Source organism: Flavobacterium sp. (assembly GCF_043778725.1).
In the GTDB taxonomy this organism is placed as follows: Bacteria; Bacteroidota; Bacteroidia; order Flavobacteriales; family Flavobacteriaceae; genus Flavobacterium.
The window spans coordinates 1-12,063 of record NZ_JAYWFT010000094.1 but is presented as its reverse complement, the minus strand read 5'-3'; the positions used below and the strand labels follow the sequence as shown (position 1 = coordinate 12,063).

The following is a 12,063-nucleotide window of genomic DNA, read 5'->3' as shown; positions in this document are numbered from 1 at the left end:
GGTGGATGCGAAATGAGTTTGCATGCTGATATAGTTGTTGCCGCAGCAGAAACCTACATGGGATTGGTAGAGTTTGGAGTTGGTGTAATTCCTGGTGGTGGAGGTTCAAAAGAATTGACATTACGTGCCTCAGATTTATTCCATAAAAATGACGTTGAATTGAATGTTTTACAAGAATATTTTATGACCATCGCCATGGCAAAAGTTTCAACATCCGCTTATGAAGCATTTGATACCGGACTTTTACAAAAAGGAAAAGATATTGTTGTTGTTAATAAAGATAGACAAATTGCAGAAGCTAAAAAACACGCATTGTTACTAGCAGAAGCTGGTTACACACAACCAATCCAGAGAAAAGATGTAAAAGTTTTAGGAAAACAAGCATTAGGAATGTTTTTAGTAGGAACAAACCAAATGGTTGCCGGAAAATACATTTCAGAACACGATTTGAAAATTGCCAACAAACTAGCGTATGTTATGGCTGGAGGCGATTTATCAGAACCAACTTTAGTAAGCGAACAATATTTATTGGATATTGAAAGAGAGGCATTTCTTTCTCTTTGCACCGAAAGAAAAACATTAGAAAGAATACAATTCATGTTAACCAAAGGAAAACCGTTGAGAAACTAAACCTCGTAGAGGTGACCTGTTACTAGAAAAAAATGATTGAAAATCATTTTTAAAATATATAAAATTAAAAGCACCGTAGGTGTGACCTGTTAGTATGGCAAATACGTATTCACAAGTTTATATTCAAATTGTTTTTGCAGTTAAAGGAAGGCAAAACCTTATTGCTAAAGAAAATCGTGAAGAATTGCATAAATTTATAACAGGTATTGTTACCAATAGAGAACAAAAATTACTGGCTATTTTCGCGATGCCCGATCATGTTCATATTTTAGTTGGAATGAAACCAAACATTTCAATTTCAGATTTAGTAAGAGACATAAAAGCAGGTTCGTCAAAATTTATAAACGAAAGTAAATGGATAAACGGAAAATTCAATTGGCAAGAAGGTTTTGGAGCATTTTCCTATTCAAAAAGCAGTATTGATAATGTGGTAAAATATATTTTAAACCAAGAAGAAAGACATAAAAAGAAAAAGTTTAAAGAGGAATATTTAGATTTTTTGAAAAAGTTTGATATTGAGTATGATGAGAAGTATGTTTTCGATTGGATTTTGTAAAACAGGTCGCTCCTAAGGAGCTTACTCAACAGTGATACCATTAATTAGAAACAGTTTACCTCTACGAGGCAATTAAAATAAAAGCTCCATCGGAGCGACCTATTTGTAAAAAAAATAATCTAAAAGCTCCATCGGAGCGACCTATTTGTAATGAAAACAGCATATATAGTATCCGGATTTCGTACCGCAGTTGGAAAAGCACCAAAAGGAGTTTTCCGTTTCAAACGTCCTGACGAATTAGCAGCAGAAACAATTGAACATCTAATGGCGCAATTTCCTGATTTCGACAAAAAAAGAATTGACGACGTAATGGTTGGAAACGCAATGCCAGAAGCAGAGCAAGGACTAAACGTTGGACGATTAATTTCCTTAATGGGATTAAAAGTAACCGATGTTCCTGGAGTAACGGTAAATAGATATTGTGCGTCTGGACTAGAAACTATCGGAATGGCAACAGCTAAAATCCAAAGCGGAATGGCAGATTGCATCATCGCTGGTGGTGCAGAAAGTATGAGTTTTATTCCAATGGGCGGATACAAACCAACTCCAGATTACGCTGTCGCAAAAGAAGGAAACGAAGATTACTATTGGGGAATGGGTTTAACGGCAGAAGCGGTTGCCAAGCAATTCAATATTTCTCGTGAAGATCAAGATGAGTTTGCGTTCAATTCGCATAACAAAGCACTGAAAGCACAAGCCGAAGGTAAATTTGACAAACAAATTGTTCCAATTACTGTGGAGCAAACGTTTATCAATGAAAATGGTAAAAAAGAAACCAAATCTTATGTAGTAAGCAAAGATGAAGGTCCAAGATTTGGAACTTCCTTACAAGGATTAGCAGGTTTGCGTCCGGTTTTTGCCGCTGACGGAAGTGTAACTGCTGGAAATTCTTCACAAATGAGTGATGGCGCAGCGTTCGTACTTATCATGAGCGAAGAAATGGTAAAAGAATTAAACATCACTCCTATTGCACGGTTAGTAAATTTTGCATCAGCAGGAGTTGAACCAAGAATTATGGGAATTGGTCCAGTAAAAGCCATTCCAAAAGCATTGAAACAAGCAGGATTAACATTGAATGACATTGGATTAATCGAACTAAACGAAGCTTTCGCAAGTCAAGCATTAGCGGTAACTCGTGAATTAAATCTAAATCCTGAAATTATAAATGTAAATGGTGGCGCAATCGCATTGGGACATCCATTAGGTTGTACTGGCGCAAAATTATCGGTACAATTATTTGACGAAATGAAACGCCGTGGTGATAAATACGGAATTGTGAGTATGTGCGTTGGAACTGGACAAGGAAGCGCTGGGGTTTTTGAACTTTTGTAAATAAGACAAAGAGATAATAGACCAATAGATAATAGACAATAAAATATAAATTTATGAGTGATTTTAAAAGACATAATTTTAAGAAACTAAAAATTTGGCAAATAGGAATGGAATTAGCAAAACAAATTTTAGATGTTACAGATAGTTTCCCAAGTTCTGAAAAATTTAGTTTGAAAAGCCAAATGGATAGATGTTCCATTTCAATTCCTTCAAATATAGCAGAAGGTTCAAGTAGAACCAATAAATCCTTTAGTCATTTTCTTGATATTTCATTAGGTTCATCTTTTGAATTACAAACTCAATTAATATTAGCCAATCACAGAAAGTATATCGCCGACGAGCTTACAAATAGCATAGAACTAAAAATTGAAGAATTACAGAAAGCAACAATGGCTTTTCAAAATACATTAAATAACTAAATAATTTTAAAAGGAGAAGTCTATCATCTTTTCGTCTATCATCTAAAAAATAAAAATAATGGAAAACATAACTCGTGGAGGACAATTCCTAGTTAAAGAAACAAAATGTGAGGACATTTTCACACCAGAAGATTTCTCTGAAGAACAATTAATGATGCGTGATTCTGTGAAAGAATTCGTTGACAAAGAAATTTGGCCCAACAAAAATCGTTTCGAGGCAAAAGATTATGCTTTTACCGAAGCTACAATGCGCAAGGCCGGAGAAATGGGATTTTTAGGCGTTGCCGTTCCTGAAAACTATGGCGGAATGGGAATGGGATTTGTTGATACTTGTCTGGTTTGCGACTATATTTCGGGAGCAACTGGTTCGTTTTCAACAGCTTTTGGTGCGCATACCGGAATTGGTACGATGCCAATTACTTTATACGGAAACGAAGAACAAAAATTAAAATACGTACCAAAATTAGCTTCTGGCGAATGGTTTGGTGCCTATTGCTTAACAGAACCAGGCGCAGGATCTGATGCAAACTCCGGAAAAACAAAAGCAGTTTTATCAGAAGATGGAAAATATTACAGTATTACAGGACAAAAAATGTGGATTTCTAATGCTGGATTTTGTTCGGTTTTCATCGTTTTTGCTAGAATTGGTGATGATAAAAACATTACTGGTTTCATAGTAGAAAATGATCCATCTAACGGAATTTCGATGAACGAAGAAGAGCACAAACTTGGAATTCGTGCTTCTTCTACGCGTCAGGTTTTCTTTAATGAGACAAAAGTTCCTGCCGAAAATATGCTTTCTGAAAGAGGAAACGGATTTAAGATTGCAATGAATTCCTTAAATGTTGGACGTATAAAATTAGCTGCAGCTTGTTTAGATGCACAACGAAGAGTAACTTCTGGAGCTGTAAAATATGCTAACGAACGAATTCAATTTAATACACCAATTGCACAATTTGGCGCCATAAGATATAAATTAGCAGAAATGGCAACAAGCTGTTATGCTGGAGAAAGCGCAACTTACAGAGCTGCAAAAGCGATTGAAGATAGAATAAATGCCAGAGTTGCCGAAGGAAATTCACACCAAGAAGCAGAATTGAAAGGTGTTGAAGAATTTGCAATAGAATGTTCAATTTTAAAAGTTGCGGTTTCAGAAGATGTTCAAAATTGTGCTGACGAAGGAATTCAGATTTTTGGAGGGATGGGATTTTCTGAAGATACACCAATGGAATCGGCTTGGCGAGATGCACGAATTGCTCGTATCTATGAAGGTACAAATGAAATCAACAGAATGTTATCTGTAGGAATGTTGATTAAAAAAGCGATGAAAGGTCACGTTGATTTACTTGGTCCAGCTTCTAAAGTGCAAGAAGAATTAATGGGAATTCCATCATTTGAAACGCCCGATTATTCTGAATTATTTGCAGAGGAAAAAGAATTAATTGGCAAATTGAAAAAAGCATTCCTAATGGTTGCTGGTGGTGCAGTTCAAAAATATGGACCAGATTTAGACGGACACCAACAATTATTGATGGCTGCAGCCGATATGTTAATTGAAATCTACATGGCAGAAAGCACCATTTTAAGAACGGAGAAAACAGCCAAAAAAGACGGTGAAGATGCAGTAAAAGAAGAAATTGCTATGGCAAAATTATACTTGTACAAAGCTGTTGATATTGTAAACTTGAAAGGTAAAGAAAGTATTATTTCATTTGCCGAAGGTGACGAACAACGCATGATGTTGATGGGATTACGCCGTTTTACAAAATACACTAATATGCCTAATATTGTAGGTTTAAGAGAAATGATTACAAGCAAATTGGTTGCCGAAAACGAATATTGTTATTAAGATTTTTTAGTTAAGTTGATGTTAGAAGAATCCACTCGAGAAATTGAGTGGATTTTTTATTTAGATTTCATACATTTGAAATAAAAAAAATGAAAACAGTACTTTATACTTTACTTCTATTTTGTTCCTATAATTTATTTGCTCAAACAGATTCAAAAATTTATGCAATTATTGATAGTATTTCCTCCAACAGAATAGAAAATGACATTCGAGTTTTGGCAAATTTCGGTACAAGAAATACTTTTAGTGACACTATATCACAAACAAGAGGAATTGGAGCCGCTAGAAGATACATTAAAGGAGTATTTGATAAAATATCTCAAGATTGTAAAAGTTGTCTGGAAGTTACTTATCAAAAGGATTTTGTTACAAAGAAAGAAGGCACAAGAATTCCTAAAGATGCTTGGATAGTAAATGTTGTTGCCATACAAAAAGGGACAAAATATCCAAATAGATTTATCATCATGACTGGTGATATTGATAGTAGAAACTCCGATACAATGGATTATGAAGGTGATGCGCCAGGAGCAAACGACAATGCCTCTGGAATAGCAGGAACAATTGAAGCGGCACGAGTATTATCTAAATATAAATTTGAAAACAGCATAATGTATCTTGGATTATCTGGAGAAGAACAAGGTCTATTTGGAGGAAAAGGATTAGCAGAATTTGCCAAAAAAAATAATTGGGAAATTATTGGTGTTTTCAATAATGATATGATTGGAAATATTGAAGGTCAAGATGGCGTTATTGACAATAAAACATTTAGAATATTTTCTGAACCTAATTCTCCTCTAGAAACAGAAAAAGATAGAAATCTAAGACGTAATTTCGGATTTGAATCTGATGGTAATTCTAGACAATTAGCACGATATGTTCACAAACAGACACAAACCTACATGCCCGAAATGAATCCGATGTTGGTTTTTAGACTGGATCGTTTTGGAAGAGGCGGACATCATAAACCCTTTACAGATATGGGCTATTCTGCTATTAGAATAATGGAAGCTCATGAGAATTATACACGACAACATCAAAACACTAGAGTAGAAAACGGAATTAAATATGGCGATGTAATTGAAGGAGTGAATTTTCAATATGCAGCAAAAATAACTGCTGTAAATGCAATTAATCTTGCCAGTTTAGCTTGGGCACCACCAGCACCAAAAAACGTTTTAATAGGAGGAATTGTAGAGCCAAACACAAAAATAAAATGGGATAAAGAACCGAGTAACTCAATACTTGGTTATAAAATTTATTGGAGATTAACAACATCACCCCAATGGGAATTTAGCCGATATGTAGGAAATATAGATTCGTTTGAATTAAAAGGTATTGTAATTGATAATTATTATTTTGGCGTAGCAAGTGTTGGAAAAAATGGATTTGAAAGTGAAGTTGTTTTTACAAAAGATATTATAAAAAAATAAAAATCAGGTATTTATTAAAATCAAAAAAAAGATTAAGCATTTATTAACTTATCTTTCACTAAAATTAAGTAATTTTATTAAAAAAAATGAAAAAAATAATCTTCCTCACATTCGTTGCTTTTGCTATCGTTATTGCATGTAAATCTGGAAATGATGCTAAATCTAATGCATTAAATATTACTTTAGAACCTAAAAGCGGTAGTACTGTAAATGGAACTGCTACATTTTCTGAAAAAAATGGTGTAGTTTCTTTCGAAGCAAAACTTACTGGTTTAAAACCTGGTATTCATGCAATCCACATTCATGAAAAAGCAGATTGTTCGGCAGGAGATGCAACTTCGGCAGGCGGACATTGGAATCCTACACACGTAAAACATGGAAAATGGTCGGACGCAGAACATCATAAAGGCGATATTGGGAATTTTACAGCCGATGAAAACGGCAACGCTACAGTAACTTTAAAAACCGATGAATGGTGCATTGGCTGCGGTGATGCCAATAAAGATATTTTAGGAAAAGGATTAATTGTTCATGCAAATCCAGACGATTATACTACACAACCTACAGGAAATGCTGGCGGAAGAGTTGCTTGTGCTGGAATTATAAAATAATTATTTTTAAACTCAACATATACCAAAGGTATATAAGAATAATTTGTTCTTATGTACCTTTTATATTTTACTAAAATGGATAAAAAAGATCATTTATATTTTAAAAATGCACAAGAATGGCGAGAATGGCTGCATGAAAATCACATTTCTGAAACAAAAGTTTCATTGATTTTTTATAAAGTTTCAAGCCCAGAAGAAAGCATGCGCTGGGAAGAAGCCGTTCAAGTTGCTATTTGTTATGGTTGGATCGATTCTACTGTTAGAAAACTTGATGAAGAACGAAGAACTCAAATGTTTACTCCACGAAAAGACAAAAGTGTATGGAGTAAATTAAACAAAACTTATATTGAAAATCTACTTAAAGACAACTTAATTCACGAAAGTGGCTTAAAAAAAATTGAAACTGCTAAAAAAAATGGTTCTTGGGAATCTCTTGATGCTGTAGAAAATTTAGAAATTCCATCCGATTTAGAAAAAGCTTTTCAGCGAAATACTATTGCATTTGATAATTATCTAAAATTTAGTCCATCCTATAGAAAAAGCTATTTATATTGGCTTAACCAAGCTAAACGTGATGATACTCGAAACATCAGAATTACCGAAATCATTCGCCTTTGTGAATTGAATATAAAATCAAGACCTTAATTTCTTTCATCCTAAAAGCTACTTTTTTTTCAAATAATTATACTTTTATAAACCAACTTCTGCACACTCAATTAGCACAAATAAAAGTTAAAATTTCAAAGTTAATAGTAATACTATTATATTTGCATAAAATAATATTATTTCTATGCAAGATATACTATCCAATATAATAATTAATGTAAACGAAAAACTTTATGTTAAAAATCCTGAAACTTCCGAATTAGGAAAAAAAATCATTGAAAAAAGTATAATTTTAATTGATGAAATAGGCTTTGAAAATTTTACTTTCAAAAAATTAGGAGAACAAATAGGATCTAATGAAAGTTCAATATACCGCTATTTTGAAAGTAAACATAAATTAATGCTTTATTTATGTTCATGGTATTGGGGTTGGATTGAATACCGAATGGTTTTTGCTACAAATAATATCCAAAATCCGATGGAAAAACTAAAGAAAGCCATCACAATTGTAACTGAAAAAATAGTAGATGACTCCAGTACAATTCATATAAATGAAGCAATTTTAAATAAAATAATTATAACTGAATTCACTAAAACACTATTAACCAAAGAAGTAGATCAAGAAAACAAAGAAGGTTTTTTCTTGGTTTATAAACGAGTAATTAATAGAATTATTGAAATGATTATAGAGGTTAATCCAACTTATTGCTTTGCTAAAAGTTTGGCTTCCTCAATTGTTGAAGGTGCGTTACACCAACATTTTTTAATGAATCATTTAAAAACAATTACCAATTGTAATGAAACTATTTCACCAACAGATTTTTACTCGGATCTAATTGACAAAACATTAAAATAAATCTCCATGAATCAAACACCATTACAACGTTTTATCAATTTGCTTCGATTGGATAAAAGAGATATTTCGCAAATATTTTTCTATGCCATTTTTGCAGGTTTAGTGAGTTTATCATTACCACTCGGAATTCAGGCTATTATCAACTTAATTCAATCAGGAAGAGTTAGTACTTCTTGGATTGTGCTTGTAATTGTTGTGGTTATTGGCGTGGCATTAGTTGGATTATTATCTTTGATGCAACTGAGAATTACCGAAAATTTGCAACAAAAAATCTTTGTCCGTTCTTCATTTGAATTCAGTTATAGATTACCAAAAATAAAATTTGAAGAATTATACAATCAATATCCACCAGAAATTGCCAATCGTTTTTTTGATACTTTAACCATTCAAAAAGGAACTTCTAAATTATTAGTAGATTTTTCGACGGCACTTTTACAAATTATTTTTGGAATATTATTGCTATCATTATACCATACTTTTTTTATATTTTTTGGAATTTTACTCTTGATACTACTCTACTCTATCTTTAAATTCTCATACAACTCTGGACTTAATACTAGTTTAAAAGAATCTAAATACAAATATAAAGTGGCAGGTTGGCTTCAAGAATTGGCAAGAAATAATTATAGTTTTCGAAAAAGAGACAATTTTGAATTTGCTTTATCTAAAAATAACGAACTCGTTACTGGCTATCTAGAATATCGTGAAAAGCATTTTAGTGTAATTAAAAGACAATTTATTCAATTGATTGTTTTTAAAGTAATTATAACTTTAAGTTTACTATTAATTGGTGGTTTCTTGGTTTTAAATCAGCAAATGAATATAGGTCAATTCGTAGCCGCAGAAATCATTATTTTACTGGTAATCAACTCGGTTGAAAAAATAATAGTTGGATTAGAAACTTTTTATGATGTATTAACTTCGGTTGAAAAGATTGGTTTAATTACCGATTTAAAAACCGAAGAAACCACTGTAAATGAGCCAAGTTATTGCTTTACCAATATAAGTTTAGAAACCGAAAATGTAAAATTCAAGTTTCCAGATTCTAATGATAATGTAATTGAAGCAATAAATTTAAAAATTGAACCTTCAGAAAAAATTGTGTTACAAGGAGAAAATGGTTCGGGAAAATCAACTTTAATCAGATTATTATCTGGGTTAATTGAGCCAACTTCTGGTTCGTTTTACATCAATGACGATACCTATAGAAAAATAGATTTAAATCAATACCGTTCTCACATTGGAACCATAATACAAGGAGAAACACCATTTGAAGGAACAATTCTTGAAAACATAACTTTTAACAATCCCAATGTTAGTCACGAAGATATTAAATGGGCAATAGAAAGTGTAAAACTGGGAACTTTTATCAAATCATTACCACAAGGATTGGATACAAAAATCATCACCGAAGGCAAACAAATGTCGTCATCAAATGCTCAAAAAATTCTCTTGGCTAGAAGCATCATTAATAAACCAAAAATTCTATTCTATGAAGAACCATTGGATAAAATGGATGAAAAAACAGCAACAGAAATCATTGATTTTATAATGAATGAAAAAAATAATTGGACGGTAATCGTTTCTTCCAAAAACGAGTATTGGAAACAAAAAAGTACCAGAATAATAACTTTGAATAATGGAACTATTGTTTCAGATTCTAAAAACTAACCGCTATGCTAAATATTTCTAAAAAAAATCCAATTACAGAAAACATTGAGCAATTTAGTGCTGTAAAAAAATTAAGCAATCGACCACACTACAAGATTTTAAACAAAATTATTCTTGGTGTATCAATTATTGGAATTCTAATATTATTTTTACCTTGGACACAAAACATCTCAGGTTCTGGTGCAGTTACAACTCTAAAACCCGATCAAAGACCACAAACAATTCATTCGGTAATTGCAGGAAGAATTGAAAAATGGTATGTTAAAGAAGGTGATTTTGTTAAAAAAGGCGATACCATTTTATTTATTTCAGAGGTGAAAGAAGATTATCTTGATCCCAATTTAATGGAAAATACCAAAAACCAAATGGAAGCCAAAAAAATGGCTCAAGAATCTTACGGCGGAAAAGTAAATTCACTTTCATCTCAAATTGCTGCTATTGAAAATGAAAAAAACTTGAAATTGCAACAAGCCAAAAACAAAATCCGTCAAGCCGTTTTGAAAGTAAAAAGTGATAGCATGGATTTAATTGCTGTTAGAACTCAAGTAAAAATCGCCACAACACAATTCAATCGTTCTATTACACTAAATAAAGAAGGTTTAAAACCATTGACCGATGTTGAAGAGAAACGATTAAAGTTGCAAGATGTTGAAGCTAAAATAATTACACAAGAAAACAAATACATTGGCAGTCAAAACGAATTGATAAACGCCAAAGTTGAAGTCAATAGAATAGCAGCCGAATATGCCGAAAAAGATTCTAAAGCCAAAAGTGATCAATACACCGCTTTGAGCAATCAATACGATACTAAAGCGCAAGTAAATAAACTCGAAAATCAGTACACCAATTACAAAATTAGAAACGGAATGTACTACATAAAAGCGCCACAAAATGGTTATGTAAACCGTGCAATTCAATCGGGAATTGGCGAAACTATTAAAGAAGGAACGCAAATTGTAAGCATCATGCCTTCTAGTTATGAAATTGCTGTAGAAACCTTTGTAAATCCCAATGATTTGCCACTTGTTCACAAAGGCGAAAAAGTACGCGTTTGGTTTGACGGTTGGCCAACTATAGTTTTTTCGGGTTGGCCCAACATGAGTTATGGAACTTTTGGTGGTAAAATTGTAGCCGTAGAAAATTTCATTAGCGAAAACGGAAAATTTAGAGTCTTAATTGCACCCGATAAAGACGAAGTGGCTTGGCCAAAACAAGTAAGTATGGGTTCTGGAGCGCAAACATTGGCTTTGTTGGACAATGTTCCGGTTTGGTTTGAAATATGGCGAACACTCAACGGATTTCCGCCTAATTATTATCAACCAAAAGCCAAAACAGCTAAAGATAAAAAGTAGAAACGAATGGCTTGCGACTTAACAGCAATCCATGTTCCTGCTTTCTTTCCAAAGCTCGCTAAAGAAGCGAGGCTTTTCCTTACAATCAGGGTTAGAACTCAAACTAAAGGTACCAAAAAATGAAATCAATACAACTTTTACTTTTACTATTTTCTTGCATTTGTTTTGCACAAACTACTACTTCTAACGAATTTACCTTCAATGAATATTTAGGTTATGTGAAAAAATTTCATCCAACGGTAAAAAGTGCCAATCTTAAAATAAATAATGCACAAGCCAATTTAATGATGGCTCGCGGCGGATTTGATCCAAAAATTGAAGTCGATTTTGATAAAAAAAAATTCAAAGACAAAGAATATTATTCTATTTTAAACAGCAGTTTCAAGATTCCAACTTGGTACGGAATTGAAGTAAAAGCTGGTTTTGATAACAGCGAAGGAATTTATGTAAATCCCGAAAACACCTTGCCCAATAAAGGATTAACATCTTTAGGAATATCGGTTCCTTTAGGACAAGGATTGCTTATAAATCAAAGAATGGCCGACGTTAGAAAAGCCAAAATTCAAATTAAATTAAGTCAAGCCGAGCGAAAATTGCAAGCAACTCAAGTAGTATATGAAGCATCGGTTGCCTATTTCAATTGGAAAAGAAATTACAGCGAAGTACAACTTTATCAAAATTATTTAAACAACGCAACCATTAGATACAAAGGAATTCAAAGCTTGATTACCAATGGCGATAAACCTGCAAT

Annotated in this window: 11 protein-coding genes and 1 pseudogene; all 12 read left to right on the top strand. The window is 32.8% G+C overall.

Annotated elements, in window-relative coordinates:
- A pseudogene (locus tag ACH2CG_RS08375) lies at nucleotides 1-630 on the top strand (3-hydroxyacyl-CoA dehydrogenase); the annotation flags it as partial.
- 94 nt (nucleotides 631-724) lie between these two features.
- A complete protein-coding gene (tnpA, locus tag ACH2CG_RS08370) occupies nucleotides 725-1,186 on the top strand; it encodes an IS200/IS605 family transposase (RefSeq protein ID WP_395064100.1) in 462 nt (153 codons plus the stop codon).
- Between the two features lie 150 nt (nucleotides 1,187-1,336).
- A complete protein-coding gene (locus tag ACH2CG_RS08365) occupies nucleotides 1,337-2,518 on the top strand; it encodes a thiolase family protein (protein WP_395064098.1) in 1,182 nt (393 codons plus the stop codon).
- 53 nt (nucleotides 2,519-2,571) lie between these two features.
- Nucleotides 2,572-2,937 (top strand): four helix bundle protein, encoded by a 366-nt coding sequence (locus ACH2CG_RS08360; RefSeq protein WP_395064096.1) that lies wholly within the window; start codon nucleotides 2,572-2,574, stop codon nucleotides 2,935-2,937.
- Between the two features lie 58 nt (nucleotides 2,938-2,995).
- Nucleotides 2,996-4,786, top strand: coding sequence for an acyl-CoA dehydrogenase family protein (locus ACH2CG_RS08355; protein WP_395064094.1), 1,791 nt, complete (start codon nucleotides 2,996-2,998; stop codon nucleotides 4,784-4,786).
- An 89-nt stretch (nucleotides 4,787-4,875) separates the two neighbouring features.
- Nucleotides 4,876-6,216, top strand: coding sequence for a M28 family peptidase (locus ACH2CG_RS08350; RefSeq protein WP_395064092.1), 1,341 nt, complete (start codon nucleotides 4,876-4,878; stop codon nucleotides 6,214-6,216).
- An 86-nt stretch (nucleotides 6,217-6,302) separates the two neighbouring features.
- Nucleotides 6,303-6,827, top strand: coding sequence for a superoxide dismutase family protein (locus tag ACH2CG_RS08345; protein WP_395064090.1), 525 nt, complete (start codon nucleotides 6,303-6,305; stop codon nucleotides 6,825-6,827).
- A 75-nt stretch (nucleotides 6,828-6,902) separates the two neighbouring features.
- Nucleotides 6,903-7,472 (top strand): YdeI family protein, encoded by a 570-nt coding sequence (locus ACH2CG_RS08340; protein WP_395064088.1) that lies wholly within the window; start codon nucleotides 6,903-6,905, stop codon nucleotides 7,470-7,472.
- Between the two features lie 145 nt (nucleotides 7,473-7,617).
- Nucleotides 7,618-8,289, top strand: a complete 672-nt coding sequence (locus tag ACH2CG_RS08335; RefSeq protein WP_395064086.1) for a TetR/AcrR family transcriptional regulator — start codon at nucleotides 7,618-7,620, stop codon at nucleotides 8,287-8,289.
- Nucleotides 8,290-8,295: 6 nt separating this feature from the next.
- Nucleotides 8,296-9,960 (top strand): peptidase domain-containing ABC transporter, encoded by a 1,665-nt coding sequence (locus ACH2CG_RS08330; protein WP_395064084.1) that lies wholly within the window; start codon nucleotides 8,296-8,298, stop codon nucleotides 9,958-9,960.
- A gap of 5 nt (nucleotides 9,961-9,965) precedes the next feature.
- A complete protein-coding gene (locus tag ACH2CG_RS08325) occupies nucleotides 9,966-11,312 on the top strand; it encodes an HlyD family secretion protein (RefSeq protein ID WP_395064082.1) in 1,347 nt (448 codons plus the stop codon).
- Between the two features lie 119 nt (nucleotides 11,313-11,431).
- A partial coding sequence (locus ACH2CG_RS08320; protein WP_395064080.1) for a TolC family protein occupies nucleotides 11,432-12,063 on the top strand: 632 nt, incomplete at its 3' end.

Excerpts from the sequence above, each read along its gene's own strand:
- tnpA (WP_395064100.1), top strand. The coding sequence starts at position 725 with ATGGCAAATACGTATTCACAAGTTTATATTCAAATTGTTTTTGCAGTT.
- ACH2CG_RS08365 (WP_395064098.1), top strand. The coding sequence starts at position 1,337 with ATGAAAACAGCATATATAGTATCCGGATTTCGTACCGCAGTTGGAAAA.
- ACH2CG_RS08360 (WP_395064096.1), top strand. The coding sequence starts at position 2,572 with ATGAGTGATTTTAAAAGACATAATTTTAAGAAACTAAAAATTTGGCAA.
- ACH2CG_RS08355 (WP_395064094.1), top strand. The coding sequence starts at position 2,996 with ATGGAAAACATAACTCGTGGAGGACAATTCCTAGTTAAAGAAACAAAA.
- ACH2CG_RS08350 (WP_395064092.1), top strand. The coding sequence starts at position 4,876 with ATGAAAACAGTACTTTATACTTTACTTCTATTTTGTTCCTATAATTTA.
- ACH2CG_RS08345 (WP_395064090.1), top strand. The coding sequence starts at position 6,303 with ATGAAAAAAATAATCTTCCTCACATTCGTTGCTTTTGCTATCGTTATT.
- ACH2CG_RS08340 (WP_395064088.1), top strand. The coding sequence starts at position 6,903 with ATGGATAAAAAAGATCATTTATATTTTAAAAATGCACAAGAATGGCGA.
- ACH2CG_RS08335 (WP_395064086.1), top strand. The coding sequence starts at position 7,618 with ATGCAAGATATACTATCCAATATAATAATTAATGTAAACGAAAAACTT.
- ACH2CG_RS08330 (WP_395064084.1), top strand. The coding sequence starts at position 8,296 with ATGAATCAAACACCATTACAACGTTTTATCAATTTGCTTCGATTGGAT.
- ACH2CG_RS08325 (WP_395064082.1), top strand. The coding sequence starts at position 9,966 with ATGCTAAATATTTCTAAAAAAAATCCAATTACAGAAAACATTGAGCAA.